The organism is Achromobacter sp. NCFB-sbj8-Ac1-l, from assembly GCF_052695805.1.
In genome coordinates this window covers 584,115-609,154 of the sequence record NZ_CP199812.1, presented here as the reverse complement: position 1 = coordinate 609,154, position 25,040 = coordinate 584,115, and the positions used below count along the sequence as shown (strand labels likewise).

Annotated in this window: 25 protein-coding genes; 12 read left to right on the top strand and 13 right to left on the bottom strand. The window is 68.0% G+C overall.

The genetic code is table 11. The annotated features are described in order from the left end of the window. Positions 1 to 61 precede the first annotated feature (61 nt). From ACUDP5_RS02860 to ACUDP5_RS02825, 8 genes are all read left to right on the top strand, one after another. Entirely contained in the window at positions 62 to 1,159 is a 1,098-nt protein-coding gene (locus tag ACUDP5_RS02860) for an ABC transporter substrate-binding protein (RefSeq protein WP_025137634.1), read from the top strand. Between the two features lie 162 nt (positions 1,160 to 1,321). Continuing rightward, positions 1,322 to 3,100, top strand: a complete 1,779-nt coding sequence (locus ACUDP5_RS02855; protein WP_263914373.1) for an ABC transporter permease — start codon at positions 1,322 to 1,324, stop codon at positions 3,098 to 3,100. Continuing rightward, on the top strand, positions 3,093 to 4,181 hold the full coding sequence (locus ACUDP5_RS02850) for an ABC transporter ATP-binding protein (RefSeq protein WP_025137636.1): 1,089 nt from the start codon (positions 3,093 to 3,095) through the stop codon (positions 4,179 to 4,181). The genes ACUDP5_RS02855 and ACUDP5_RS02850 overlap by 8 nt, the downstream gene beginning before the upstream one ends. Positions 4,182 to 4,237: 56 nt before the next feature. After that, entirely contained in the window at positions 4,238 to 5,137 is a 900-nt protein-coding gene (locus ACUDP5_RS02845; RefSeq protein WP_263914375.1) for a TonB family protein, read from the top strand. Beyond that, on the top strand, positions 5,134 to 5,997 hold the full coding sequence (gene aroE, locus ACUDP5_RS02840) for a shikimate dehydrogenase (protein WP_445658119.1): 864 nt from the start codon (positions 5,134 to 5,136) through the stop codon (positions 5,995 to 5,997). Before ACUDP5_RS02845 ends, aroE begins: the two co-directional genes overlap by 4 nt. Positions 5,998 to 6,001: 4 nt before the next feature. Beyond that, positions 6,002 to 6,736, top strand: a complete 735-nt coding sequence (gene mtgA, locus ACUDP5_RS02835; RefSeq protein ID WP_263914377.1) for a monofunctional biosynthetic peptidoglycan transglycosylase — start codon at positions 6,002 to 6,004, stop codon at positions 6,734 to 6,736. A 93-nt stretch (positions 6,737 to 6,829) separates the two neighbouring features. Beyond that, positions 6,830 to 8,008, top strand: a complete 1,179-nt coding sequence (gene lptG, locus ACUDP5_RS02830) for an LPS export ABC transporter permease LptG (RefSeq protein WP_263914378.1) — start codon at positions 6,830 to 6,832, stop codon at positions 8,006 to 8,008. Continuing rightward, the gene (locus tag ACUDP5_RS02825; RefSeq protein ID WP_263914379.1) at positions 8,005 to 8,838 is read left to right on the top strand and encodes a symmetrical bis(5'-nucleosyl)-tetraphosphatase; all 834 of its coding nucleotides are present in this window, start codon (positions 8,005 to 8,007) and stop codon (positions 8,836 to 8,838) included. The genes lptG and ACUDP5_RS02825 overlap by 4 nt, the downstream gene beginning before the upstream one ends. A gap of 137 nt (positions 8,839 to 8,975) precedes the next feature. Here ACUDP5_RS02825 and ACUDP5_RS02820 read toward each other — a convergent pair whose 3' ends face one another. From ACUDP5_RS02820 to ACUDP5_RS02795, 6 genes are read right to left on the bottom strand one after another with little or no spacing between them, the layout of a single operon-like run. Next, positions 8,976 to 9,716, bottom strand: a complete 741-nt coding sequence (locus ACUDP5_RS02820; protein ID WP_263914380.1) for a lysophospholipid acyltransferase family protein — start codon at positions 9,714 to 9,716, stop codon at positions 8,976 to 8,978. Then, positions 9,713 to 11,095: a dihydroorotase gene (locus tag ACUDP5_RS02815; RefSeq protein ID WP_445658118.1), complete on the bottom strand. Its 1,383-nt coding sequence runs from the start codon at positions 11,093 to 11,095 to the stop codon at positions 9,713 to 9,715. Before ACUDP5_RS02815 ends, ACUDP5_RS02820 begins: the two co-directional genes overlap by 4 nt. After that, on the bottom strand, positions 11,092 to 12,066 hold the full coding sequence (locus ACUDP5_RS02810; protein WP_263914383.1) for an aspartate carbamoyltransferase: 975 nt from the start codon (positions 12,064 to 12,066) through the stop codon (positions 11,092 to 11,094). The genes ACUDP5_RS02815 and ACUDP5_RS02810 overlap by 4 nt, the downstream gene beginning before the upstream one ends. Positions 12,067 to 12,087: 21 nt before the next feature. Next, positions 12,088 to 12,489, bottom strand: coding sequence for a Holliday junction resolvase RuvX (ruvX, locus tag ACUDP5_RS02805; RefSeq protein WP_445658117.1), 402 nt, complete (start codon positions 12,487 to 12,489; stop codon positions 12,088 to 12,090). Next, the gene (locus tag ACUDP5_RS02800) at positions 12,482 to 13,069 is read right to left on the bottom strand and encodes a YqgE/AlgH family protein (RefSeq protein WP_263914385.1); all 588 of its coding nucleotides are present in this window, start codon (positions 13,067 to 13,069) and stop codon (positions 12,482 to 12,484) included. The genes ruvX and ACUDP5_RS02800 overlap by 8 nt, the downstream gene beginning before the upstream one ends. 39 nt (positions 13,070 to 13,108) lie before the next feature. Next, positions 13,109 to 13,273 (bottom strand): rubredoxin, encoded by a 165-nt coding sequence (locus tag ACUDP5_RS02795; protein ID WP_003814980.1) that lies wholly within the window; start codon positions 13,271 to 13,273, stop codon positions 13,109 to 13,111. Between the two features lie 155 nt (positions 13,274 to 13,428). Between ACUDP5_RS02795 and ACUDP5_RS02790 the strand changes: the two genes are divergently transcribed. The 3 genes from ACUDP5_RS02790 to hemL are packed head-to-tail and all read left to right on the top strand — an operon-like array spanning position 13,429 to position 16,183. Next, a complete protein-coding gene (locus ACUDP5_RS02790) occupies positions 13,429 to 14,238 on the top strand; it encodes a hydroxymethylpyrimidine/phosphomethylpyrimidine kinase (RefSeq protein WP_445658116.1) in 810 nt (269 codons plus the stop codon). After that, a complete protein-coding gene (gene thiE / locus ACUDP5_RS02785; RefSeq protein ID WP_445658115.1) occupies positions 14,235 to 14,900 on the top strand; it encodes a thiamine phosphate synthase in 666 nt (221 codons plus the stop codon). The genes ACUDP5_RS02790 and thiE overlap by 4 nt, the downstream gene beginning before the upstream one ends. A gap of 5 nt (positions 14,901 to 14,905) precedes the next feature. Further along, positions 14,906 to 16,183, top strand: coding sequence for a glutamate-1-semialdehyde 2,1-aminomutase (gene hemL / locus ACUDP5_RS02780; protein WP_263914387.1), 1,278 nt, complete (start codon positions 14,906 to 14,908; stop codon positions 16,181 to 16,183). A gap of 46 nt (positions 16,184 to 16,229) precedes the next feature. On the opposite strand, the gene ACUDP5_RS02775 is transcribed toward hemL, so the two are convergent. After that, entirely contained in the window at positions 16,230 to 16,976 is a 747-nt protein-coding gene (locus tag ACUDP5_RS02775) for a lytic transglycosylase domain-containing protein (RefSeq protein ID WP_445658114.1), read from the bottom strand. 348 nt (positions 16,977 to 17,324) lie between these two features. Between ACUDP5_RS02775 and ACUDP5_RS02770 the strand changes: the two genes are divergently transcribed. After that, positions 17,325 to 19,061 (top strand): DUF342 domain-containing protein, encoded by a 1,737-nt coding sequence (locus tag ACUDP5_RS02770; protein WP_445658113.1) that lies wholly within the window; start codon positions 17,325 to 17,327, stop codon positions 19,059 to 19,061. A 109-nt stretch (positions 19,062 to 19,170) separates the two neighbouring features. On the opposite strand, the gene ACUDP5_RS02765 is transcribed toward ACUDP5_RS02770, so the two are convergent. Genes ACUDP5_RS02765 through ACUDP5_RS02740 form a run of 6 tightly spaced genes read right to left on the bottom strand, consistent with a single transcriptional unit; the run spans position 19,171 to position 24,930 of the window. Beyond that, a complete protein-coding gene (locus ACUDP5_RS02765; protein ID WP_263914390.1) occupies positions 19,171 to 19,977 on the bottom strand; it encodes an SDR family oxidoreductase in 807 nt (268 codons plus the stop codon). A gap of 13 nt (positions 19,978 to 19,990) precedes the next feature. Then, positions 19,991 to 20,602 carry a cysteine hydrolase family protein gene (locus ACUDP5_RS02760; protein ID WP_263914391.1) on the bottom strand — a complete coding sequence of 204 codons (612 nt, stop codon included), beginning with the start codon at positions 20,600 to 20,602 and terminating at the stop codon, positions 19,991 to 19,993. Beyond that, positions 20,599 to 21,132, bottom strand: a complete 534-nt coding sequence (locus tag ACUDP5_RS02755) for an aromatic-ring-hydroxylating dioxygenase subunit beta (protein WP_263914393.1) — start codon at positions 21,130 to 21,132, stop codon at positions 20,599 to 20,601. Before ACUDP5_RS02755 ends, ACUDP5_RS02760 begins: the two co-directional genes overlap by 4 nt. Then, the gene (locus tag ACUDP5_RS02750) at positions 21,123 to 22,466 is read right to left on the bottom strand and encodes an aromatic ring-hydroxylating dioxygenase subunit alpha (protein ID WP_263914394.1); all 1,344 of its coding nucleotides are present in this window, start codon (positions 22,464 to 22,466) and stop codon (positions 21,123 to 21,125) included. The genes ACUDP5_RS02755 and ACUDP5_RS02750 overlap by 10 nt, the downstream gene beginning before the upstream one ends. A gap of 9 nt (positions 22,467 to 22,475) precedes the next feature. Then, positions 22,476 to 23,720: a dienelactone hydrolase family protein gene (locus tag ACUDP5_RS02745; RefSeq protein ID WP_445658112.1), complete on the bottom strand. Its 1,245-nt coding sequence runs from the start codon at positions 23,718 to 23,720 to the stop codon at positions 22,476 to 22,478. Positions 23,721 to 23,751: 31 nt separating this feature from the next. After that, entirely contained in the window at positions 23,752 to 24,930 is a 1,179-nt protein-coding gene (locus ACUDP5_RS02740) for an ABC transporter substrate-binding protein (RefSeq protein WP_445658111.1), read from the bottom strand. Positions 24,931 to 25,040 lie beyond the last annotated feature (110 nt).

Sequence of the window (25,040 nt, the reverse complement as noted above, 5' to 3'; positions counted from 1 at the left end):
CTAAGATGCGGTCGAACAGGCTTCGCGCCTGTCGATACTAATTCCAACGGAGACAAGACCCATGCTTGCCAAGTCCAGACTGGCGGCCGCCTGCGCCGCTGCATTCGCCATCGCCGCCGGCAGCGCCTACGCCCAATCCGTGCCCGCGGGCTACCCCGCCGACTACCAGAAGATTCTCGACGGCGCCAAGAAGGAAGGCAAGGTCGTGATCTATTCGACCACCGACACCAAGGCCGCCGGCCCCATCATCAAGGGCTTCGAAGCGCTGTACCCGGGCGTCAAGGTCGAATACAACGACATGAACAGCACCGAGCTGTACAACCGCTACATCAGCGAACAGGCGGCGGGCGGCAGCAGCGGCGACATCGTCTGGAGCTCGTCGATGGATTCGGCCCTGAAGCTGGCCACCGACTACGCGCTGCAGTACAAGTCGCCCGAGATCGGCAAGCTGCCGGCCTGGGCCGTCTGGAAGGACTCGGCCTACGGCACGACCTACGAGCCGGCCGTGTTCATCTACAACAAGCGCCTGATTCCGGCCAACGAAGTGCCGACCACGCACGGCGCCCTGGCCAAGCTGATCGCCAGCCAGCCGGACAAGTTCAAGAACAAGGTCACCACCTACGACATCGAGAAGTCGGCCGTGGGCTTCATGCTGGCCGTGCAGGACAAGGCCAATGACCCCAAGTACTTCGACACGCTCAAGGACATCGCCAAGGGCGGCCTGATCGTGCAGTCGTCCACCGGCACCATGATGGAACGCGTGTCGTCGGGCGAAAACCTGATCGGCTACAACATCCTGGGCTCGTACGCCGAAACCCGCGCCAAGACCGACCCGTCGCTGGGCGTGGCCTACCCGACCGACTACGCGCTGGTGCTGTCGCGCGTGGCGTTCATCAGCAAGAAGGCCAAGAACCGCAACGCGGCCAAGCTGTGGATGGACTACCTGCTGTCGCAGAAGGGCCAGGAAATCATGGCCAACCAGGCTGACCTGGCCTCGGTGCGCGACGACATCGAAGGCGACAACGATGTGGACGGCATGACCAAGAAGCTGGGCGCCTCGCTCAAGCCGATCCCGGTCAACGAAACGCTGCTGGACTACCTGGAGCAGAACAAGCGCCTGCAGTTCATCAAGGACTGGCGCGCCGCAGCAGGCAAGTAAGGCTGCCGGCGCCACGGGGGCAACGCATCCGCCCCCGGCCGCCAGCACGCGGGAGGGCGGCATGCCCCCCACCCGCCGGCCGGACATTCACCTGCGGGTGAATGCCGGCGGGTGATCGCCAGCGGGCGCCCCCCGCGTCTATCGAATCAACAGGATTTCCCCATGCAGTCATTGCGCAGAAAATGGCAGTCCCTGCCGCGCGGCGTGGTGGTGCTGATCACAGCCCTGGCCATCTACGTGCCGCTGTCGTTCATCATCATCCAGAGCTTCCTGTCCGCGCCCTTCTTTTCGCCGTCCAAGGTCTTCAGCCTGGACGCATTCCGCTTCATCTTCGCGGACCCGGATTTCTACAAGGCGCTGAAAAGCGGCTTCATCCTGGCCTTCGGGCTGGCCATCATCGCCATCCCCCTGGGCGGCATGCTGGCCTTCCTGATGATCCGCACCGACCTGCCCGGCCGGCGCTGGATCGAGCCCCTGATCCTGGTGCCGGTGTTCGTGTCGCCGATGGTGCTGGGCTTTGGCTACGTGGTGGCGGCCGGCCCGGTCGGCTTTTTCTCGACCTGGGCGCAGAACATCCTGGGCTTCGTGCCCTGGAACGTGTATTCGCTGACCAGCATCGTCATCATCGCCGGCCTCACGCACGTGCCGCACGCCTACCTGTACATCTCGTCGGCCCTGCGCAGCATGGGGTCGGACGTGGAAGAAGCGGCCCGCGTCACCGGCGCCTCGCCGCTGCGCGTGATGGTGTCGGTCAGCCTGCCGATGGTGCGCCCGGCCATGCTGTACGCCACCGTGCTGCTGTTCTTCCTGGGCCTGGAAGTGTTCGGCCTGGTGCTGGTGCTGGGCGACCCGGAAGGCAACCTGGTGCTGGCCACCTACCTGTACAAGCTGACCAACAAGCTCGGCATTCCGTCGTACCACCTGATGGCCGCCGTGGCCGTGGTGCTGATCTGCATGACGATTCCGCTGGTGATGCTGCAGCGCCGCCTGATGCGCACGGCCAACCGTTTCGTCACCGTCAAGGGCAAGGCCTCGCGCGCCCGTCCGCTGCCGCTGGGCAAGTGGCGCTGGGTGGCGGGCGGCGTGGTGGCGTTCTGGCTGCTGGTCACCATCGTGGTGCCGCTGATGGGCGTGCTGCTGCGCGCGTTCGTGTCCAACTGGGGCATGGGCGTGTCGCTGTTCGACGTGCTGTCGCTGGATGCCTTCCGCACCGTGTTCGCGCAACCGAACCTGATGCGCGCCATCGTCAACTCGGTGGCCATCGGCGTGTTCGGCGGCGCGCTGGCCGTGATGTGCTACATGTTCGTGGGCCTGGCGATGCACCGCAAGCCGGACAACGTCACCCGCTTCATGGACTACAGCGTGCTGGTGCCGCGCGCGGTGCCCGGCCTGCTGGCGGGCCTGGCGTTCCTGTGGGTGTTCCTGTTCGTGCCGATGTGGCTGGACAACGCGCTGGATCCGGACCTGGGCGGCTGGCTGTCGGGCCTGCCGTTCGCCGAGTGGCTGCGCGAGAACTTCATCGAATGGCTGCGTGCCATGCGCAGCACCATCTTCAGCGTGTGGCTGGCCTACACGGTGGTCTGGATGGCCTACGGCCTGCGCCTGATCTCGTCGACGCTGCTGCAGGTGGGGCCTGAACTGGAAGAGGCCGCCCGCAGCGCCGGCGCGCGACGCGGCCAGGTCACCCGCCACGTCACCGTGCCGCTGGCCAAGTACGGCCTGATCGGTTCGTGGCTGCTGATGTTCCTGATCTTCGAGCGCGAATACTCCACCGGCGTCTACCTGCTGTCGCCAGGCACCGAGACCATCGGGTCCATGCTGGTGTCGCTGTGGGCGTCCGGCGCCATCGACATCGTGGCCGCGCTTTCCTTCATCAATATCGTTCTGGTCGTGATCGGCCTGGGCATCGCCCTGCGATTCGGAGTCAAACTTCATGATTGAGCTTTCTGTAGAAGACCTGCACCTGGATTACGGCGACAACCCGGTGCTCAAGGGCGTGTCGATGCAACTGCGCCAGGGCGAAGTGGTGTCCTTGCTGGGCCCGTCGGGCAGCGGCAAGACCACGCTGCTGCGCGCCGTGGCGGGCCTGGAAGGCCCCAAGCGCGGCCGCATCACCATCGGCGACCGCGTGGTCTACGACGGCGGGGCCCGCAAGGAAATCCCGGCCGAAGAGCGCAACCTGGGCCTGGTGTTCCAGTCGTACGCGCTGTGGCCGCACAAGACCGTGTTCGAGAACGTGGCCTACCCGCTGAAGCTGCGCAAGGTGCCGTCCGCCGAAGTGCGCGAACGCGTGCAGGCCGTGCTGGACCAGCTGGGCCTGGGCAAGCTGGGCCAGCGCCATCCGCACGCGCTGTCCGGCGGCCAGCAGCAGCGCGTGGCCATCGGCCGGGCGCTGGTGTACAGCCCGCCCGTCATCCTGCTGGACGAGCCGCTGTCCAATCTGGATGCCAAGCTGCGCGAAGAGGCCCGCGCCTTCCTGCGCGAACTGATCATCCGTCTGGGGCTGTCGGCCCTGATGGTGACGCATGACCAGAGCGAAGCCATGGCCATTTCCGACCGCATCCTGCTGCTGAACAACGGCAAGATCGAGCAGCAAGGCACGCCGCAGGAAATGTACGGCTCGCCGTCGACCCTGTTTACCGCCGAGTTCATGGGCAGCAACAACCGGCTGGACGGCAAGGTCACCGAAGTGCGCGACGGCCGCGCCCGCATCGAGGGCCACGGCTGGGCGCTGTGGGGCAAGGCCGGCGAAGGCGTGACCCAGGGCCAGGACGCCACCGCGGTGATCCGGGTCGAACAGGTCCGCCTGGCGGACGATCCCGACGGCAACCACCTGGACATGCCGCTTCTGACCAGCATGTACCTGGGCGACCGCTGGGAATACCTGTTCCGCACCCCCGATGCAGACCCGGCCAACACCCTGGCGCTGCGCGCCTACGGCCCCGAAGGCCGCGAACCCGGCCCCTGCCGCCTGGCCCTGCCGGCCAGCAAGGTCTGGGTCTTCCCGCGGCCCTCGAAGTAAGCGCTACGGGCAGCCACAGGTGACGGCGGCGGGCGGACTGGCTCTACAATGCGTGCGTGCAACGCCTTGCTGATTCCCCCTCTCCGCTGAGCCGTCTGCTGTGGTGGCTGGGCGCGCCCGCCCAGCACTACCTGCGCATCGGCATTGCGATTTCGCTGTTGGTGCACGCCGGCGCCCTGGCGTGGCGCTTCGGCGCGCCCGCGCTGTCCCGCCCCCCGGCGGCCAGCCTCGAAGTGGTGCTGCTGAACGCCCGCAGCGAAACGCCCCCCGATACCCCCCGGGCCCAGGCGCAAAACCAGATGAGCGGCGGCGGCAATGCCGAACGCGGCCTGTCCACCACCCCCCTGCCCCAGACCGGCGCGTCGGCCGAGACCATCGTGCTGGAAGCCATGCGGCGGCGCCAGGTGCAGTTGGAAGCCGAACAGGCCCGCCTGATGACCCAGCTGCGCGCCGCCGACAAGGCTGGCGCCGAGCGCCAGGCGGTCAACCCCTGGCCCGACGGCAACGAGCGCGGCCAGGACGCCCAGGACCAGGCCAGCGTCATCCAGAACGCCCAGATCGCCGCCCTGGCCGCCAAGGTCCAGCAATACAGCGCCGAGCCGCGCAAGCAGTTCGTGGCGCCCTCGGCCGAGGCCTCGCGCTACGCCGCCTACCTGGATGCCTGGCGCACCCGCATCGAATCCGTCGGCACCCAGCATTACCCGGACGAAGCCCGCGGCCGCATCTATGGCTCGCTGCGCATCACCGTGTCGGTGCGCGCCGACGGCAGCATCGCGGCGGTCGACATCGACCAGCCCTCGCCCCATGCCGTGCTGAACCAGGCCGCCCGCCGCATCGTGCAGCTGGCCGCGCCGTTCCCGCCCTTCCCGCCCGACATCGCCCGCGACACCGACGTGCTGGTCATCACCCGCACCTGGCATTTCGTCAACGACACCCTGGAAACCGAAGCCCCATGACCGAGGCGCCCCCTCTTGCCCGCTACGCCGTCATCGGCAACCCCATCGCGCACAGCCGCTCGCCCCAGATCCACGCCCTGTTCTCGCAACAGACCGGCAAGCCGCTGACCTACGAGCGCCTGCTGGCGCCGGTGGACGGCTTTGGCGCCGCGGTCGCCGCCTTTGCCGCCGAAGGCGGGCTGGGCCTGAATGTCACGGTGCCGTTCAAGCAGGACGCCTACGCGCTGGCGTCGGGCCACCTGTCCAGCCGCGCCCGGTTGGCCGGGGCGGTCAACACCCTGTCGTGGCGCGACGGCGTCTGGCACGGCTGCAACACCGACGGCGTCGGTCTGGTGTCCGACCTGATGCGCCTGGGCGTGCGCCTGACCGGCGCGTCCGTCCTGCTGGCAGGCGCGGGCGGCGCCGCCCGGGGGGTGCTGCAACCGCTGGCCCAGGCCGGCTGCGCCCGCATCCATATCGTCAACCGCACCGCCGCCCGGGCGCTGGAACTGGCCGAGGCCTGGCGCGCAACCGGCGCCGAGCCCCAGACTCGCGTCACTGCCGGCGGCCTGGCGGACGCCGCCCTGCCCGGGGGCTGGAACCTGGTGGTCAATGCCACCGCCAGCGGCCTGCAGGATGCCGCCCCCGACCTGCCCGCCGGCCTGTATGCCGAGGGCGCGGCCGGCTACGACATGATGTACGGCGCCCAGCCCACCGCCTTCATGCGGCAGGCCCGCGAGGACGGCGCAGCCCTGACCGCCGACGGCCTGGGCATGCTGGTGGGCCAGGCCGCCGAAAGTTTCTTCATCTGGCACGGCGTGCGGCCCGACCCGGCCCCTGTGCTGGCGGCGCTGCGCGAGGCGCTGATGGCCGGAAGCTGACCCGATGGCCGCCCGCGGCAAGAGCGGCAAGCGCCGTTCCTGGTTCCGGATCATCACCGGCGTACTGATGGCGCTGGTGTGTGCGGTGCTGCTCTACCAGTTCTGGCTGTTCGGGCTGGTGGTCTGGTACAAGTACCAGAACCCGGGCAGCAGCGCCGTGATGCGTGAAGAACTCGCCCGACTGCAGGACGGCAACCCCGATTTCCGCCTGAAATACGAATGGGTGCCCTACGACAAGATCAACCGCAGCCTGAAGCTGGCGGTGGTGGCATCCGAAGATTCCAATTTCACCGAGCACGACGGCGTCGAATGGGACGCCATCCGCAAGGCGTGGGAATACAACCAGAAACAGGAAGAAGCCGGCCGCAGCAAGATGCGCGGCGGCTCGACCATCACCCAGCAGCTGGCCAAGAACCTGTTCCTGTCCAGTTCCCGCAGCTACGTCCGCAAGGGCCAGGAACTGGTGCTGACCTACATGATCGAACACGTCATGACCAAGGAACGCATCCTCGAGCTGTACCTGAATGTGGCGGAATGGGGCGTGGGTGTCTTCGGCGCCCAGGCGGCGGCCAAGCACTATTACAACGTGCCGGCGGCCAACCTGGGGGCCAGCCAGTCGGCCCGGCTGGCGGCCATGCTGCCCAATCCCCGCTTCTATGACAGCCATCGCAATTCCAACTACCTGAACTCCCGCGTCTACACCCTGACCCGGCGGATGCAGATGGTGGACATCCCCTGACACGAGAAACCGACTGATTCCCCAGGCTCCCGCCCACCTTGGACGGCGGGATTTGTTAAGCTTTCACGTTTACGCGCTCCTTCGTCCCTTTTCATGCGTACCGCACGTCGCTACCTGGCCCGCGAGATCTATCGCTCTTGTGCAGTGGTCCTTATGGCCCTGCTGGGCCTTTTCACGTTTTTCGCGCTGGTGGACGACCTGGACAACGTGGGCGACAAGTTCTCCATGCTGGCCTTGCTGTACATGCAGGCGCTGGCCATCCCCACCCGCCTGTACGACCTGCTGCCCATCGGCCTTCTGATCGGCGCGATCCTGGCGCTGGCCGGCCTGGCCCAGCGCAACGAACTGGTCATCTTGCGGGTTTCGGGCGTCAGCGGCATGCGCCTGTTGCGCATGCTCTGGATCGTGACCATCCCGCTGATGATCGGCGCAGCCCTGCTGTCCGAATACGTCACGCCCTGGGCCGAAATCAAGTCTGGCGAAGCCAACCTGCAGTTTCGCGGCAAGGCCGGCGGCGACCGCCTGAACAGCGGCTACTGGTTCAAGGAACCCACGGCCAACGGCGGCACCCGCATCATCAACATCGCCGAACTGAAGGGCGACGGCCAGGTCACGGGCGTCACGCTGTACGAGTTCAAGAAAGACCTGACGCTGTCGGTACTGTCGACGGCGCCCACGGGCCTGTTCGCCCATGGCGACCTGGTGCTCAAAGACGTGGCCGAAACCCGCCTGGATGACGAGGCCTCGGAAGCCCTGGCCAACGCCCGCCCCCCGAAGAACCCGCCGGCCACGGTGGTGAAAGTGCCCGAACGCACGGTCGACACGACGCTCAGCGCCGAACGCCTGCTGGCCCGGGTGCTGACGCCCGAGCGCATGTCGATCGTGACGCTGCTCGATTATGTGGATTATTTGCGCAACAACCAGCTGCAATATGGTCGACAGGTCGTCGCGTTGTGGCGCAAACTGGCGTATCCGTTCACGCTGCTGGTGATGATCACGATCGCGGCCCCCATCGGGCTGATGCAGACTCGCCGCGGCGGCGTGGGCGCCAAGGTCTTCATCGGCATCCTGCTGGGCGTGGGCTTTTTCATGCTGAACCAGCTGGCGCTGAACGTAGGCATGCTGGGCAAGTGGCCGCCCTGGCTGACGGCCCTGGGCCCGAATATCGGGGCCATGGCCTTGGCGCTGGGCGCCATGAGCTACATGGAATACCGCCACACCATTACCCGTATCGTCCAACAACGTTGGCCCTGGAGTAAGAGTCCCGCATGAACAGCAGTATCTGGATGATCGGCGACGTGCAAGGTTGCTGCTCGCCGCTGGATCGCTTGCTGTCCCATCCCGAACTGGTCGGCGACCCGAAGTCGCGCTTCTGGTTCGCCGGGGATCTGGTCAATCGCGGCCCGCAGTCACTGGCAACGCTGCGTCGCATCATCGACCTGGGCGACCGCGCCACGGTGGTGCTGGGCAACCATGACCTGCACCTGCTGGCCGCGGCCGCGGGCGTGCGCAAGCCGTCAAAATCAGACACGCTCGACGAGATTCTTCGCGCGCCGGATTCGGCCGCGCTGATCGACTGGCTGCGCTCGCGCCCGCTGGCCCATTTCGAGCACGACCACCTGATGGTGCACGCGGGCACGCTGGCAAAATGGGACGTGGCCAAGACGCTGTCGCTGGCCGCCGAAGTGCAGGACGCGCTGCGCGGCCCGAACTGGCAGAAAGCACTGCAAAAGATGTACGGCAACGAGCCGGCCACCTGGAAGGAAGACCACAAGGGCGGCAAGCGGATGCGGGTGATCATCAACGCACTCACGCGCATCCGCCTGTGCACGCCCAACGGCCACATGGAATTCGCAACCAAGGTAACACCGGGTGCATGGCCGCCGGGGCTAGTGCCTTGGTTCGACGTGCCGAATCGAGCTACCCGAAATATCACGACGGTGTTTGGACACTGGTCTACGCTGGGGCTGATGCAGCGTCCGGATGTGATCTGCCTGGATACGGGTTGCGTGTGGGGTGGGGCGTTGACGGCGTTGCGGTTGCAGGATCGGAAGCTGGTGCAGATCAAGTGTTCGCAGTTTCAGGATCCGATGGCGGAGTGAATCTTCGGTTGATTTTTGAGGCCGGCTGACGGGGTGTTGCTTGTCGCTTGCTTGCTTGCTTGCGGCGTTTGGGCTTCGTAGGTCGCTCGGCGGGGCGACCTACGAAGAACAGCTCACCCGATCAACCGATCAAAGAATCAAAGCACAGCCCGAATAGCATCCCGAGCCTGATGCGACAACTCCAACCGAGTCGGCAACGTCCCATCAGCATGCTTAGCCGCCAAAGCCGGCAAGAACACCACTTCCACTGACAGCCCCGTAGCCCCCATAACCTTCCAAAGATTCGCCACCAGCGTCTCCTCGCCCACAAATGCGGCGAAGCCGCTGCGTTTGCCGTCTTTCAGAAAGCGCAGGGCTACCGGTTGGATTTCGATGGCGGCCGATCTTGCCGGTTCGAACAGGCTGGCGTGGAAGGGGCGCAGGTCGAAGCCTTCGCTGGTGGTGCCTTCGGGGAACAGGCCCACCGCGTCGCCCAGCTTGAAGCGGGCTTGCATCGATTCGCCCATTGCATGGACCGCGTGGCGTTGGCCGCGTTCGATGAAGAGCGTGCCCGCGCCGGCCACCAGCCAGCCGATCACCGGCCAGCTGCGGATTTCGCTCTTGGCCACGAACGACGTCGCGCGGGCCGAATTGAGCACGAAAATGTCGATCCAGGAGACGTGGTTCGCGACCAGCAGCACCGGGCCCGTCATGCGCGGTTCGCCCTTGAAGACGACCCGCAGCCCACAGGCCGCCATCAGGCAGCGCGACCACGTGCGGTTCAGCCAGGCGCGCGACTTGGGACGCAGCAGCGGATACACCAGGCCCACGCACAACAGGCCGAAGACGATCAAAGGCACGACGAGAAAAAGCCGGAGGACAAAGCGCAGCAGCTTCAAGCAGGGGTCTCCCAGGCCGGGCTGCCACCCACCAGGGTGGCGCGGACTCGACCGGGCAGCATCATACCCGCGAACGGCGTATGACGGCTGTGGCTTTGCAGTGCCGGCGGGGCGACCAGCCACTCCGCTTCCAGGTCCACCAGGCACACGTCTGCCGGCGCGCCGACCGCCAGGTCGCCGCGGCCGGACTGCGATGGCAACAGGCCCCGCAACACCGCTGCCGGGCCGGTCGTGACGCGGGCCAGCGCCTGCGGCAGCGGGATCCGATTGTCGCGGGCCCATTTCAGCGTCAGTGACAGCAACAACTCCAGCCCCGTGGCGCCGGGCGGTGACAACGGGAACGGCGCGGCCTTGCCGTCGGCGTCCACCAGCGTGTGGTCCGAGCAAAGCGCGTCCACCAGGCCGTCGCGCAGCGCCGCCTGGATCGCCTCGCGGTCGCGTTGGCCACGCAGCGGCGGCGTCACGTGGAAATTCGTATCGAAATAGCCGATATCCACGTCGGTCAGCAACAGGCTGTTGGCCGACACGTCGGCCGTGACCGGCAGACCTTGGCGGCGCGCGGCGCGCAGCAGCTCCAGGCCTGCGGCGGTGGACAGGCGCGACAGGTGCACGCGGGCGCCTGTCGCGCGTTGCAACTCGAAGATCGTCTGCAACGCCAGCGTCTCGGCTTGCGGCGGCAGGCCGTGCAGGCCCAGGCGGTCGGCGTAGGCGCCGGCGGCCACCACCGCGTTCTGGGCCAGCCAGGGGTCTTGCGGATGCAGCCATAGCGTCAGGCCCTGGCCGCTGGCGTAGCGCATGGCGCCCCACAGCACGCGGGTGTCGGCGATGCCGGCGTTGCCTTGCGAAAACGCGATGGCGCCGGCTTGGGACAACAGCGTCATCTCGGCCAGCGTTTCGCCGCGCAGGCCGACCGTCAGGGCGCCCAGCGGCAGGATGCGGGGCCGGTCGGCCGGCGCCTGGCACAGCAGCGCCTCGAGCTTGGCGGGTTCGTCCAGCGGCGCGTCGGGCTGCGGCGGCAGGACCAGCGTGGTCACGCCGCCAGCCAGCGCGGCGCGCAGTTCTGCCGGGGCGAACTGCGGGTCGGCTGGGGCCATGCGCGAACCTGGCGGAAGATTGTCGGGATGCCCCGCCGCGGCAGTCGCAGCGGCCATCGCCACAGCGCCATGGCTGGCCGCCGGATCGCGCAATACCCGGGCCGACAGATCCACCAGGCCCGGCAGCACGACCAGGCCGGTGGCGTCCAGGCGGCGATCGGCTTGGAAGCCGTCCGGGGCCTGCCCGGTGGCAACGATGTGGCCGTCGGCAATGAAGAGGTCTTGCGGACCGTCGTAGCCGCTGGCCGGGTCGATCACGCGGCCGTGGGCGATGTGCAGTCTCATGGCGCGGCCCCCAGGACGCTCAGCGCCGCCAGGCGCAGGTGCCGTTCGGTGTCCGCCAGTTGCGCGTCGATGGCGGTCAGGCTGGCGGCGAGCTCGCCGTCGACCTCGATGCCAGGGGTCAGGCGCCCCCCGGGCAGCAGCAGCGCGTCGGGCTTGGCGGCGGCCAGGCGGGCTGCCGTCAGGCCGCAGGCGGCGGCGTATTCGCGGGCGGAGGGCAGCAGTGCGCCGCTCAGGGATTCGATATGCAGCGGCAGCACGATGACCACGTCGGCATCGGCCAGGCATTCCTGCAGCGTGGCGCAGGCGCGCACGCCGAGCTGCGGCAGGCCATCGGGCAGCAAGGTCCGCGGCGCGGTGGCGCGCACTTCGGGCACGCCCAGCGTGGTGAATGCGTGGATCAGGCTGCGGGCGACCGCGCTATGGCGGATGTCGCCGACCAGGGCGACGGCCAGGTGGGTCAGGTCTTGCCTGGCGCGCAGCATCGCCGCCACCCGCGCCAGGGCGGGCAAGGGATCGGCATGAATGCCGTCGCCGGCATTGAGGATGCGCAGGCCGGGCGGTGCGGCGGCCGCCGCGCTGACGGCAGCGCCGCTGGCGGCGTGGCGCAGCACCAGGATGCCGGGGGGCAAGTCGGCGGCGGGCGCGGGGATATTCCCCGCAGGCAGGTCGTCATCCAGCACAATCGGCCGCAAGCCCAGCCGCCGCGCAGCGGACTCGTAGTCCCGGCGCAAAGCGGCATCATCGGCAGGCAGGCCGAGATACAACGGCAGGTCCAGAGGCGCGCCGGACGGTGCCGCGGGGGTTCCTGGCGTCTTGGCGTGTGTTGCGGCGCTGGCGCTGGCGGCCGCCGCATCCTCCTGCGCAAACCCCGCGGCCGCGTCCAGCAGCCGTTCGACGTGGCGGCGCGGCAGCCCTTCCGTGGTGAGCAGGTGGATGAGTTCGCCGCGGCGGTCGAGTTGGGGATTGAGCATGAGCGGACCGGAGGGCGGGCGTCAGGGCGCCGGCAGTTTATCCAGGTAGCGTTGCAGGATGACGGCGGCGGCCATGGCGTCGTCGGCCTCGTGGGTGCCCAGCAGGCGCTGGGCTTCCATGCTGGAGCCGCGCTCGTCGACCAGTTCGACGGTGACGCCGAAGCGGCCGTGCAGTTGGTTGGCGAAGCGACGGCAGCGCGCGGTGGCGGGCTGTTCGCCGCCGTCGGCGTCCAGCGCCAGGCCGACCACCACCCGCTGCGGCTGCCATTCCTTGAGCAGCGCGGCGATGCGCGAAAAGCGCACGTCGCGGACCTCGCTGAAAATGATTTCCAGGGGCCGCGCGTGGCGCGTCAGCGTATTGCCGATCGCGATGCCGAGCTTTTTCTCGCCGAAATCGAAGGCAAGCAGGGTTTCTTCAGGCATGGCCCGCATCGCCGGCAAGCATCACGGGATCGATGCCCAGCAGCTTGAGGGCGGCGGGGTAGCGATCTTCGGGCGGCACGTCGAAGATGATGTGGTCGTCGGCGCCGACCGACAGCCAGGCGTTCTGGCCCATTTCGCTTTCGAGCTGGCCCGCGCCCCAGCCGGCGTAGCCCAGCGTGACCAGCATGCGGGCCGGACCATTGCCGTCTGCCACGGCCTGCAGCACGTCGCGCGACGTGGTCAAGGCCATGCCGCCCAGCTTGATGCTCGAGCTGTAGTCGCCGGCAGGCGCGTGCAGCACGAAGCCGCGGTCGGTCTGGACCGGCCCGCCGAAGAACACCAGCGTGTCCTTGACCGGGCCGATCTCGAGCGCCAGGTCGATGCGTTCGAACAGCGTGCCCAGCGTCAGGTCGGTGGGCCGGTTGATGACCAGGCCCAGCGCGCCGCGCTCGGTGTGTTCGCAGACGTAGATGACCGACCCCGCCAGACTGCCTTCGACCATGCCGGGCATGGCGATCAGGAACTGGTTGGCGAAGTTGGCCGACTGGGTCTTGGGGTTCTCGTGGTGTTTTTCCGTCATGGCAACCCCTTTATTCGCGGAAAGGATCGGTATGGCCGATCAGATTTCCATCAGTTCGAAGTCCTCTTTGCGGGCGCCGCATTCAGGACAGACCCAGTTCGGGGGCACATCTTCCCAGCGGGTGCCGGGTGCGATGCCTTCGTCGGGCAGGCCGGCTTCTTCATCGTAAACCCAGCCACAAATCAGACACATCCAAGTACGCATAGTTCTCTCTTACATCAATTCCCCGCCGTCTTCCCCGTGATGGGGCAAAGGCGGAAGGCATCCATTAGAATGGGGACAATCTTACCGAAACCCAATAGGGGATCCCCTGATTCATCGCAAATGAGTCCGGGCACCCTTACTCAAGCGCTGTCCACGTGGCCCCCGTTACTCCCCCTCTCGTTTTGGTCTTCGGCCCGCTCGACCCCTCGGGCGCCGACGGTTTGCCCGCGGACGCCGTTACCTGCGCCCGGCTGGGCTGTCATGGCCTGGCGGCCGTCACGGCGTTGACGGTGCAGGACACCGCCGGCATCGAAGAAATCCATCCCGTATCGCCCGACCTGCTGGACGACCAGGCGCGCTGCCTGCTCGAAGACATGTCCGTGCAGGCAATCAAGGTGGGCGGACTATACACCGCCGAAACGGCAAGCGTAGCCGCCCAGGTGGCCGCCGATTACAGCCAGGTGCCGCTGGTGCTGCACCTGGGCCAGCGCGCCCAGGTGCCGGCCGACGCCGCCGACGAGGACGACGCCGACGACCTGCTGGCCGCCACGCTGGAACTGGTGCTGCCGCAGACCGACCTGCTGGTCATCGAGCACCTGCGCCTGGCGCAGTGGCATGCGGACGGCGACATCGATATCGGGGACGCACCATCGCCGATGCACGCCCTGGTGTCGGCCGGCGCCGAATGGGTGCTGGTGCTGGGCAGTCCGCAACGCCCCGGCCACTACGCCAACGTGCTGCTGGGCCCCAACGGCCAGACCACCACCCTGCCCTGGCAGGCGCCGCCCGACCGCAACGGCGATGCCGGCGGCCTGGCGGCCACGGCCATCACCGCCATGCTGGCCCGCGGCCTGGAAATGCCCGAGGCCGTGCGCCAGGGCCTGGCCCATGCCGACGCGGCGGTGGCCGCCAGCTTCCTGCCGGGCATGGGCCGGCGCATTCCCAACCGGATCCAACCGCAATGAAAGCCCTGCGTTTTCCCGCCGGCCTGTACGGCGTCACCCCCGAATGGGACGACACCGAGCGCCTGCTGCGCGCGGTACGCCAGGCTGCCGACGGCGGCATGCGGGCGCTGCAGCTGCGCCGCAAGAACGTGCCCGACGCCGTGCGCGCCGAACAAGCCCGCGCCCTGGCGCCGCTGTGCCGCGAGCTGGGCGTGGTGTTTCTCATCAATGACGACTGGCGCCTGGCGCTCGAGGTCGGCGCCGATGGCGCCCACGTCGGCCGCGACGACGACAGCCTGGCCCGCATCCGCGCCGAAGTGGGCCCCGACCTGATCCTGGGCGGCTCCAGCTACGACGATCTGGCCCGCGCCCGCGAACTGCTGGATGCCGGGGCCGACTACATCGCCTTCGGCGCGATGTTCGCCTCGCAGGTCAAGCCCGACACGGTGCGCGCGCCGCTGTCGGTGCTGACCGAAGCCCGCGCCCTGGTCGAAGCGCGCGACGCGCCCCGCCCGGCCGTGGTCGCCATCGGCGGCATCACGCCCGACAACGCGGCGCTGGTCGCCGCAGCCGGCGCCGACTCCATCGCCGTCATCACCGGCCTGTTCGAGGCGCCAGCCATCCGCGCCGCCGCGGCCGCCTGCTCGGCGCCCTACTCCGTTAACCGCAACCAGAAGCCTTGACCGCCATGTCCCGTAACGCTCAGCTTTTCGAACGCGCCTGCCGCAGCATTCCCGGCGGCGTCAATTCGCCCGTCCGCGCCTTCCGCTCCGTGGGCGGCACGCCGCGCTTCATCAAGCGCGCGCAAGGCCCGTACGTCTGGGACGCCGAAGACAAGCAGTACATCGACTACGTGGGCTCGTGGGGTCCGGCCATCCTGGGCCACTCGCACCCTGAGGTGGTGCGCGCGGTGCAGGAAGCCGCCGTCAACGGCCTGTCGTTCGGCGCCCCCACCGAGGCCGAAATCGAACTGGCCGAAACGCTGATCGCCCGCCTGCCGTCGCTGGAGCAGGTGCGCCTGGTCAGCTCGGGCACCGAGGCCACCATGACGGCCATCCGGCTGGCGCGCGGCGCCACCGGCCGCGCCAAGATCGTGAAATTCGAAGGCTGCTATCACGGCCACTCCGACAGCCTGCTGGTCAAGGCCGGCTCGGGCCTGCTGACGTTCGGCAACCCCAGCTCGGCCGGCGTGCCGCCTGAATTCGTCTCGCACACGCTGACCCTGGAATACAACAACCTGGACGCGGTGCGCGAAGCCTTCGCCCAGCACGGCGCCGACATCGCCTGCATCATCGTCGAGCCGATCGCCGGCAACATGAACCTGATCAAGCCCGCGCCCGGCTTCCTGGAAGGCCTGCGCGAAGTCTGCACGCAGCACGGCGCGCTGCTGATCTTCGACGAAGTCATGACCGGTTTCCGCGTGGGGCCGCAGGGCGTGCAGGGCCTGTCGGGCGTCAAGCCTGACCTGACCACGCTGGCCAAGGTGATCGGCGGCGGCATGCCGGTGGGCGCCTTCGGCGGCAGCGCCGAGATCATGAAGCACATCGCCCCGCTGGGCGGCGTGTACCAGGCGGGCACGCTGTCGGGCAACCCCGTGGCCGTAGCCGCAGGCCTGGCCACGCTGCGCCTGATCGCCGCGCCGGGCTTCTACGACAAGCTGGCGGCCCAGACCGCCAAGCTGGCCCAGGGCCTGCAGGAACGCGCCCGCGCCGCCGGCCTGGCCTTCTCGGCCGACTCGGTGGGCGGCATGTTCGGCATTTACTTCAGCGACACGGTGCCGACCTCGTTCGCCGAGGTGTCGACGTGCGACACCGCGCGCTTCAACCGCTTCTTCCATGCCATGCTCGACCACGGCGTGCATTTCGCGCCGTCGGCCTTCGAAGCCGGCTTCGTGTCGGCCACCCACGACGACGCCGTCATCCAGTCGACGCTGGACATCGCCGAAAAGGTCTTCGCTTCGATCTGAGGCCCGCGCCGGACCGCCCCACGGGGCGCTCCGGCCTCTCGCCCCCTCAGGGCGTCTTGTAGTGCTTGTACAGCGCCGTCACGTCCCGCACGTACTGCTGCGTTTCGGCATAGGGCGGCACGGCGTCGTATTTGCGCACGGCCCCTTCGCCTGCGTTGTAGGCCGCCAGCGCCAGGTCCAGCCGGCCGGGATACTGGTCGATCAGCCGGCGCAGCAAGCTGGACCCCGCCTTCACATTGGTGGCCGGGTCCACCAGCGCGCGTTCGATATCGTCGGACGCCAGCAGCGTGGCGGCGGTGGCCGGCATCAGCTGCATCAGGCCCAGCGCCCCCTTGGGCGAGCGCGCATCACTGCGAAAGCCCGATTCCACCGCGATGACCGCGGTGATCAGCGCCTGGTCCACCCCTGAATCCTTGGCCGCCTGCGCGATCAGCCCATCGTGCGCCGTGGACGGCGGCACCGGCCCCCAGCGCAACACCCGGTTGCCCAGCGCCAGCACGCTGGCGCCGTCGCCCACCTGCGGCTCGCAATCCAGGCAGACCTTGATGCGATTGCCGCGCAACGCGGTGCGGACCTGCGCCCGCTTGTAATACTTGGCGTAGCCGTTGGGCACCTTCATGGCGCGCCAGACGCCGAACGGGTCTTTGTAACGGTAGATCTCGTCTGCGTGCGCGGCGCCGGCGGGCATCAGCGCGGCAGCCAGGCCGGCCAGGGCAATGGCCAGCGCGAGGCCGGCTGCGCGCGTCCAGGCCGCGCCAGGCGCGGGGGGCAGGAAGCAGGAAAGGCGGGACATGGCGTGGGCGCTCCGGCGGCGTCCAGGGACGCGGATTCGAACGCCTATGCTGAGCCTGCCCGGGCGCTTTGTCGCTCGTGCCTATGCCCTAGGATCCGTCGCCACAATTTGCGCAAGCGCCCTCGCACCGACCGCTGCCGACGGCCCATTCCCGCGTGGCCCGCCGATGCAGACTTTGTAACGGAACACGGCCACAGAAATCAGGGCCGGCATTACATCTTTTGGTGGAGTTTCCCTTGCATTACTGCGCAGTAGGGCGAGGTTCATGGGTTAACATATGTCGCAATATTTCGTTTAATTACTAAATGAATGAACCTGGCTGCGAATGCCGGGCGGGAGAGGCGACAGATGGGCGCAGACCACACGCTCCAGCTACTGCTGGATGCCAATACCAACGTCCTGACGGCGGTGTATGTACCCCCGCCCGCCCCGGAGACCGACACCGCGCGCGAGGCGGGCGACCCGCCTGCCGCCGAAGGCGAAGCGCAGGCCGCCGACCAGGCCGTCGGCATCGCCCTGGCACCCTCGCCCGCCAACCTGCCCAGCTGGGATTCCCTGGCCGCGCTGGCCGCCGCCCAAGGCTGGTCCACCGAAGCCCTGGACAACCACGCCGTCATCACCTTCATCGACCTGTGCCGCGAAGCCACGGAGCCGGTCCAGGCCCCTGTCGGCAAGGTCGTGGACGGCTCGTTCGACCTGGAAGTGGACGCCAGCTGCATGTCGGCGCTGGTGACCCTGCACCCGCCCAAGGGCGGCAAGCCGGTGGCCCTGGCCGTGCTGCGCCAGGCCATCGCCGACCAGGGCATCGTGCATGGCGTGCTGGAACAGGAACTGGCCGACGCCGTGGAACGCGGCGGCAGCCAGACGGTGCTGATCGCCCAGGGCACGCCGCCCACGCGGGGCACCCCCACTCGCTTCGAAAGCCTGCTGGACCGCCTGAAGCCCCGCGCCCAGGAAATCGACGAACTCGCCCAGGTGGACTACCGCGACCTGGGCAGCCTGCTGCTGGTGACCGCCGGCACGCCCCTGATGCGCCGGATTCCGCCGCTGCCCGGCATCGACGGCTGTGACGTGCTGGGCCAGCCGGTGCTGCCGGAAGAACTGCCCGATACGCCGTTTTCCAAAGACATGTCCGGCGTCGAGGTCGACCCCGAAGACCCCAATCTGCTGCGCGCCAGCATCGCCGGTTCGCCCAAGCTGATCCACCAGGGCGCCCAGGTCAACCCGGTGGTCGAGGTGGATGCGGTGGACCTGTCCACCGGCAACATCAATTTCGAAGGCTCGCTGCAGGTGCGCGGCGACATCAGCGCCACGATGGAAGTGCGGGTGACGGGCGACGTGGTCGTCAACGGCACCATGGAAGCCGCGCTGGTCGAGGCGGGCGGCAACGTCACGGTCAAGGGCGGCATCATCGGCATGGCCGAGGCCATGCAGGACAGCGCCAACGTCAGCACCAGCCCCGCCCGCACCGCGCACATCGTCTGCGGCGGCGACCTGAAGGCCCGCTTCATCACCAACGCCATCATCAGCGCCGGCCAGAACGTGGAAGTGGAACGCGAAATCCGCCAGAGCAGCATCGCCGCGGGCGGCAGCGTCAATGTCGGCGCGCCCAACAGCCAGCAGACCGCGATTACCGGCGGCCATACCCGCGCCCTGAAGTCGGTGCGGGCCGGCACCATCGGGTCGCCCGCGGGCGTGCCCACAGTGGTGCAGGCGGGCCTGGACCCGCACGCCGACATCAAGCGGTCGGCGCTGACGCGCAAGCGGCTGAAGATGAACGAGGAAAAGGCCAAGCTGGAACAACTGCTGCTGTTCCTGCATGCGCACCCCGAGCGCGCCACCGGCGACGTGGTCGAGCGCGCCCGCAACACCCACACCAAGCTGGGCCGCGACCTGATCCAGCTGGACGAGGAAGAAGCCCAGCTGATCCGCGACCTGCAGCCCCTGCACGACGCCACCATCATCGCCGCGCGGCGCTTTTGCGGCGGCACGAAGATTCAGGTGGGCAACAAGCAGCAGGAATTCCTGGAAGACCAGGTGGGTGGCAAGGCCGGCGTGGAAGAAGGCCAGATCGTCATCCGCTGACGACGGGCGGCGGCGTCTCGCCGGGCGCCGTGTGCGCCTGCGCTGGCCCATGACAATGAACGCGGCGCAGGGTCCGTACGACCGCCGCGCCCGGATCAGGACACGCGCGTCAAGGCGCCAACTGCTTGAACCAGGCGCGAGGCGAAATGCCGCGGTCCGGGCCCAGGATCGAAAAGCCGCCGTCCACCGGGATATCCACGCCGGTCATCCAGGACGCCGCATCGGAACACGCGAAGCACACCGCCGCGGCGATCTCTTCGCCCGAGCCCACGCGGCCCAGCGGATGAAAATGCGCGCCGACGGCGTCGGCCGCTTCGCGCGAGCCGCCCGCCAGCTGTTCGACGGAGGGCGACCAGGTCCAGGCGGGCGACACCGCCAGCACGCGGATGCCGGCGGGGGCCAGTTCCACCGCGAAATTCTTGGTGATCTGCAACAGCGCCGCCTTGGACGCCGGGTACAGCGCGCGCCCGGCCGCGCCGAACTTGCCACCGGTGCTGCCCAGGTTGATCACGGCGCTGCCGCGCGGCAGCAGGGGTGCGGCCATCTGCGTGAAGATCGCCGCCGACACGAGGTTGGTGTCCAGCGTGGCGTGCCACTCTTCGCGGGTGGACGCCAGGCCGCGGTCGGCGTACTGGCAGGCGTTGTTCACCAGGATGTCGACCCGGCCGAACCGGGCCTGCGCCGCATCCAGGCAACGCTGGATCTGGCTGTCCTGGCCGATGTCGGTTTCGCAGAACAGCGCCGCTTCGCCCAGGCTGGCGGCCAGCGCCTGCCCGGCCTGCGCGTTGCGCCCCACCAGCACTACGTTGGCGCCCGCCGCGGCCAGGCCGCGCGCAATGTCGGCGCCCAGGCCCTGGGTGCTGCCGGTCACGATGGCGGTCTTGCCGGCCAAGCCGGGAAAGCCTGAAAAGTCCATGAATCATCCTTGATCAGTGGGGCGCCGCGGCCCAGCGCACAGCTTGCGCCACCGAGCCCGTCTGCGCAATCAGGCGCATGCTGGCCAGCGAGGCGTCGTGCACGGCCGGGTCGGCCGAGGCGCAGGCGTCTTCGGCCACCATCACATGAAAGCCGATATCGGCCGCGTGCCGCACGGTGCCTTCGACCACCGAATGCGTGGCCACACCCGCCACCACCAGCCGCCGGGCCCCCAGCACCCGCAGCGTTTCTTCCAGCGGCGTGCCGTAGAAGGCGCTGATGCGGGTGTGCTTGACCACGAACTCGCGTGGGCTGCCGGCCAGCGGTTGCAGCCCGTCGTAGAAGTCGCTGCCCCACTGCCCTTCCGCCACGGCGCCGATGCTGGCCACGTTGCGAAAGATATCGCAGTTGGGCAGCAGATCGGCGTAGTCGGGCCGAAAGGCGATGCGCACGTGCACGATGGGCAGCCCCTGGGCCCGGGCGCTGTCAAGCAGCGACGCGGCAGCGCGCAGCAGCCGTTGGCGCACGTCGCCGTCGGCATCCAGCCCGACGCGGATCTTGCCTTCCGGATGCAGCACGTCGTTCTGGTAGTGCAGCGCCAGCACCGCGGCGTCGGTGGCGCTCACACGAACACCTCGAACACGTCGTGGGCGTCATCGCAGTTCACCAGGTCCACGCGCTTCATGCGGATGCGCCAGCTGTCGCCGTCGGCCGCCAGCTTGTGGGTGTAGCGCCCAGCCAGCTGGCGCGGCTGGCGCTTGCGCCATTCGGTCATCTGGAATGCAGAATGCACCACCAGGTTGCCCCCCGCGTCCACGCCTTCGACCTGCACGCCGCCCACCAGCCGCACGCTGCGCGTAGGGGGCTGCTGCGACCAGTTGCGCGGGTGCTCCAGGCGGCGGATGCGCACGTCGCGCAGCATGCGGTCTTCCCAGAACAGCGAGATGTGGTCGTAGGGGCTGGCCTGGCCGGGTTCGCGCGGCATCCAGTACATGCCGTCATCCGTCCACAGCGCCTGCCAGTCGTCGTAGCGGCGCTCGTCCAGCAGGCGGGCCTCGCGGTACAGGAACTGGGCGATGCGGTGATAGGCCTCGGCCGGCACGTCGGCCGGGGCCAGCTTGTCGATCGAGACGTCGAAATCCAGGTCTAGCAGCATGCGCCTTCTCCTTGGGCCGGGGCCTGCGCCACCGCGCCCGCTTCCATGTATTGCTTCCAGGCGCGAAATTGGTTGCGCATCGGCAGTTCGCTGGTGCCGTTGACCGACACCATGCCGTCGGCATCGCTGCGGTCGGTGCCGTGGTAGCGGTGCATGCTGACCCATTCGCCGCCGCGCGTGGCGTTGCCTTCCTGGCAGCGGTTGTACAGCTCGATGTCGTCCGGCATGACGTTGGACGACGGCGAGTTGATCACGTTGGCATACAGCATGGCGCGCTTGAACACGCCGTCAGGCGCGCCCTTGCAGCGGAAGGTCTGGATCTCGATCAGCGTGCGATCCACGGCGATCGGGCGAATGACGCGGAACTGCTGGAACACGGTGTGGGGTGAACCGCTGCCGTAGATGACCGTGTTGTGGCGGTTCATGCCCAGGATCTCGCGGGCGCGTTCCGGCCCGTAGGCGGCGGACAGCGTTTCGAAGTGGGCGCGCGAAATCGGGTCGCGTTCGGCCGCGCCGGGGTTGAAGATGCCTTCCATGTAGCCATGGCCGTTGTCGTAGGCGCGCAGTTCCAGCTTTTCCCAGAACTCGTAGGGCTCGCCGTTGCCGTCCATGATGTGCAGCTCGAACGGCATTTCACCGATTTCCCTGGCTTCGTCGCGGGCCGCGGCAAACGACGATTCATGCGTCACGCGGGCATGCATGGTGTCGTGCAGGTTCTCGTAGAACACTTTCCAGTTGGACCGCTGCATCACGCGGAAGATGCCGCCGGCCACTTCCACCTCGCCCACCGGCGAGCGGTCGCAGAGGTTGTCGATGGACGAACGCGCGCCGCCCAGGAAGTCTTCCAGGCCCTGGCCGTCACGGGCCTGGCTGGCAAAGACGAAGCCGCGGTAGCTTTCCACGCGCGGCAGCCGCCGCATCGAAAAACTGGGGTCGGTGGGGTCGTAGGACGTGCCTTCGAGCCCCTGCTTGAGCGGCACGCCCAGATGGCTGCCATCCAGCTTGAAGGTCCAGGCGTGGTACGGGCAACGGAAGAACTTGCCCACGCAGCCATCGCCGTCGGCCACCACCTTGGCGCCCTTGTGCGGGCAGCGGTTGTACAGCACGTGCACACGGCCATCGGTGGCGCGCACCATCAACACGTCCTGGTCGCCCAGGCGGGTGGTGTGATAGTCGCCCGTCTTGGGCACCTGGCTTTCATGGCCCACGTAGACCCAGGCGCGGCCGTAGATGCGCTGCATCTCCAGCTCGAAAATGGCCGGGTCGGTGTACAGGCTGCGGTGCACGCTGTCGCCGCGCACCATCTCGCCCAATTGTTGATCGCTGTACGACATGGCGGTCTCCTACTTGTTCTCGCTGTCTTTCCAGCGCGCCATCAGCGTGTTGGACGGCAGCGTCTCGTCCAGCAGCTTGCGCGCCGTGTCACGACCGGCCACCGGCAGGCCCTCGGGGTCCAGCAGGCCGATCTGCACCAGCACGCTGGCCTGGTCCCAATAGATATGTTCGTGGCAGAGCTTGTCGCCGCGGAACTTCACGATGGCCACCAGCGGAATCTCGACATACTTGCCCGTGGGCGGCACGCCCGGCAGCATCCAGTCGATCTCGGTGGTGTGGGTGAAGCAGAACAGCAGTTCGTCCACGATCTGCGTGGCGCCCACGGTGCGCGACAGCGGCACCAGACGAGTGTCCGGCGGATTGCTGTTGACGAAGTGGTGCTGGTAGAAGCGCGAAAGCTCGCGGTAGCCGACCCCACCCGTCATGGTGGGGATGTGATTGACGTAGGGCTCGGCCACCATCGTGGCCATGGTGGCGGCCACGTCGCGGGTGCCGAATTCGTATTCGCAGTGCTTGTCCCACAGGAATGAATAGTCGAACTGCGGCCCGATCACGCGTTGCAGCGCGGCCATGCTGCGCTGGTGCGCCATCAGCGCCGACGGCTTGTCGTAATGCGCGCCGCCCGTGCGGGCAAAAGCGTGGTCCATGCCCGGATAGACGTACAGCTCGACGCCCGGCTTGCCGCCCAGCGCCTCGAGAATGCGCTGGCGTGCGGGCGGCGGACAGAAGCCGTCCTGCTCGGCGATGTGCAGCACCAGCCGGCCGCGCAGGTTCGCGGCTTCGTCCAGGCTGTCTTCGATGCCCACGCCGTAATAGCCGACGGCCACGTCCGCATCCGTGCGGCAGGCGGCCAGGTAGGCCAGCTTGCCGCCCAGGCAATAGCCCAGCACGCCGGCGCCGCCCTGCTGCTCGGGCAGCGCGCGCAACGCCGCCAGGGTCGAGGCGATGTCCTTGATGCCCAGGTCCACGTCAAAGCGCTGGTACAGCTCGAAGGCGCGCGGCATGTCGGCCGGGCCATCGGTCAGCTGGATGCCGGGCTGCTGGCGCCAGAACAGGTCGGGTGCCAGCACCACATAGCCTTCCTCGGCCAGGGCCTGCGCCGTGCGGCGCATGAAATCGTTGATGCCGAAGATCTCCTGGCACAGCACCAGGCCGGGCCCGTGCCCCGAGGCCGGCACGGCCAGGTAGGCGCCAAAAGACTGGCCATCGTGCGAGGCAATGGTGACCTCGCGGGTCGAGATAGTCGCTGTCATGCGTCGTGCTCCTTTGCGATCGTTGCCGCGCCTACTTCATCTGGCAGGCGGCGGCGAACGGGTCCTGGTACTGCGTCAGCACCGTGCCCGACAATTTGTTGGCCAGCTTGCCGTCCGCGCCCTTCTCGATGGTGCGCAGGTAGTAGTTCTGGATGGGATACTGGTTGCGATTGAATTTGAAGTCGCCGCGCACCGACTTGAAGTCGGCGCGACGCAGCGCCGGCCGCAGCGCGTCGGCGCCGAGCTTGCCGCCCGTCTGGCGCACCGCGCTGTCCAGCAGCATGGCGGCGTCGTAGCCCTGCGACGCATACAGCGTGGGGCTGCGGTGGTAGGCCTTCTTGAAGTCGGCCACGAATTGGCGGTTGGCCGGGTTGTCCAGGTCCACCGCCCACTGCGAGGTATTGCGCAGCCCCTCGATCGGCGCGCCCACGGCGCCGATGGTGTCTTCATCACCCGAGAAGCCCGGCGCCAGCAGCACGATGTCCTTGCCCAGGCCCGCGCCATTGAACTGTTTGATGAAATTCACGCCCATGCCTCCCGGCAAAAAGAAGAACACCGCGTCCGGCTTGCTGGCGCGCAGCCGCGTGATTTCCACGCCATAGTCCAGCTGGCCCAGTTGGGTATAGATCTCTTCGGACAGGCCGCCCTTGTACAGGCGCTTGAAGCCGTTGAGCGACTCGCGTCCGCCCGGATAATCCGGCGCGATCAGCGCGACCCGCTTGAAACCCTGGTCCGCCGCGTACTTGCCCATGGCGGCGGGAATGTCCTCGTTCTGCCAGGCCACCGCGAAGAAATTCGGATTGCATCCCGCACCCGCATAATTCTCGGGTCCGGTGTTGGTGCTGAGATAGATCGTGCCGGACTGCAAGATGGCCGGCATCACGGGCAGCAGCACGTTGGAAAACACGATGCCGGTCATGACGTCGACCTTGTCGCGCTTGAGCAGGCGCTCGACCGCCTGGCGGCCCGTATCGGCCTTCTGCTGGTCATCGGCCACCACCACTTCGGCGGGCAGCCCGCCCAGCTTGCCGCCGGTATGTTGCAACGCAAGATTGAATCCGTCGCGAATTTCATTGCCCAGCGCGGCCCCCGGCCCGGACAGCGTGGTCAGCAGCCCGACCTTGATTTTGTCCTGGGCCGACACGCCGGCCGCCGCCGTCATGCAAACCAGCGCCGCCAGCGCACGCCGACTCCATCGTTTTCCATTCATGAGCCACCCCTTGTGTCCGCCGGCGCCGCCGGCACGATGCTGACAGAATCCGTCTGCCGTCGGTTACCGCAAGCCGCCCTGAAAATCGCCAGCTTACGCGCCGCGGCGCC

Coding starts and splice junctions, on each gene's coding strand:
- ruvX (WP_445658117.1), bottom strand. CDS start 12,489: ATGCCTGAAGAAACCCTGCTTGCCTTCGATTTCGGCGAGAAAAAGCTC.
- ACUDP5_RS02740 (WP_445658111.1), bottom strand. CDS start 24,930: ATGAATGGAAAACGATGGAGTCGGCGTGCGCTGGCGGCGCTGGTTTGC.
- ACUDP5_RS02860 (WP_025137634.1), top strand. CDS start 62: ATGCTTGCCAAGTCCAGACTGGCGGCCGCCTGCGCCGCTGCATTCGCC.
- mtgA (WP_263914377.1), top strand. CDS start 6,002: ATGGCCGCCCGCGGCAAGAGCGGCAAGCGCCGTTCCTGGTTCCGGATC.
- hemL (WP_263914387.1), top strand. CDS start 14,906: ATGTCCCGTAACGCTCAGCTTTTCGAACGCGCCTGCCGCAGCATTCCC.
- ACUDP5_RS02755 (WP_263914393.1), bottom strand. CDS start 21,132: ATGCTGCTAGACCTGGATTTCGACGTCTCGATCGACAAGCTGGCCCCG.
- ACUDP5_RS02775 (WP_445658114.1), bottom strand. CDS start 16,976: ATGTCCCGCCTTTCCTGCTTCCTGCCCCCCGCGCCTGGCGCGGCCTGG.
- ACUDP5_RS02795 (WP_003814980.1), bottom strand. CDS start 13,273: ATGCGTACTTGGATGTGTCTGATTTGTGGCTGGGTTTACGATGAAGAA.
- ACUDP5_RS02745 (WP_445658112.1), bottom strand. CDS start 23,720: ATGACAGCGACTATCTCGACCCGCGAGGTCACCATTGCCTCGCACGAT.
- ACUDP5_RS02850 (WP_025137636.1), top strand. CDS start 3,093: ATGATTGAGCTTTCTGTAGAAGACCTGCACCTGGATTACGGCGACAAC.
- ACUDP5_RS02815 (WP_445658118.1), bottom strand. CDS start 11,095: ATGAGACTGCACATCGCCCACGGCCGCGTGATCGACCCGGCCAGCGGC.
- ACUDP5_RS02770 (WP_445658113.1), top strand. CDS start 17,325: ATGGGCGCAGACCACACGCTCCAGCTACTGCTGGATGCCAATACCAAC.
- ACUDP5_RS02810 (WP_263914383.1), bottom strand. CDS start 12,066: ATGCTCAATCCCCAACTCGACCGCCGCGGCGAACTCATCCACCTGCTC.
- thiE (WP_445658115.1), top strand. CDS start 14,235: ATGAAAGCCCTGCGTTTTCCCGCCGGCCTGTACGGCGTCACCCCCGAA.
- ACUDP5_RS02825 (WP_263914379.1), top strand. CDS start 8,005: ATGAACAGCAGTATCTGGATGATCGGCGACGTGCAAGGTTGCTGCTCG.
- lptG (WP_263914378.1), top strand. CDS start 6,830: ATGCGTACCGCACGTCGCTACCTGGCCCGCGAGATCTATCGCTCTTGT.
- ACUDP5_RS02855 (WP_263914373.1), top strand. CDS start 1,322: ATGCAGTCATTGCGCAGAAAATGGCAGTCCCTGCCGCGCGGCGTGGTG.
- aroE (WP_445658119.1), top strand. CDS start 5,134: ATGACCGAGGCGCCCCCTCTTGCCCGCTACGCCGTCATCGGCAACCCC.
- ACUDP5_RS02800 (WP_263914385.1), bottom strand. CDS start 13,069: ATGACGGAAAAACACCACGAGAACCCCAAGACCCAGTCGGCCAACTTC.
- ACUDP5_RS02750 (WP_263914394.1), bottom strand. CDS start 22,466: ATGTCGTACAGCGATCAACAATTGGGCGAGATGGTGCGCGGCGACAGC.
- ACUDP5_RS02765 (WP_263914390.1), bottom strand. CDS start 19,977: ATGGACTTTTCAGGCTTTCCCGGCTTGGCCGGCAAGACCGCCATCGTG.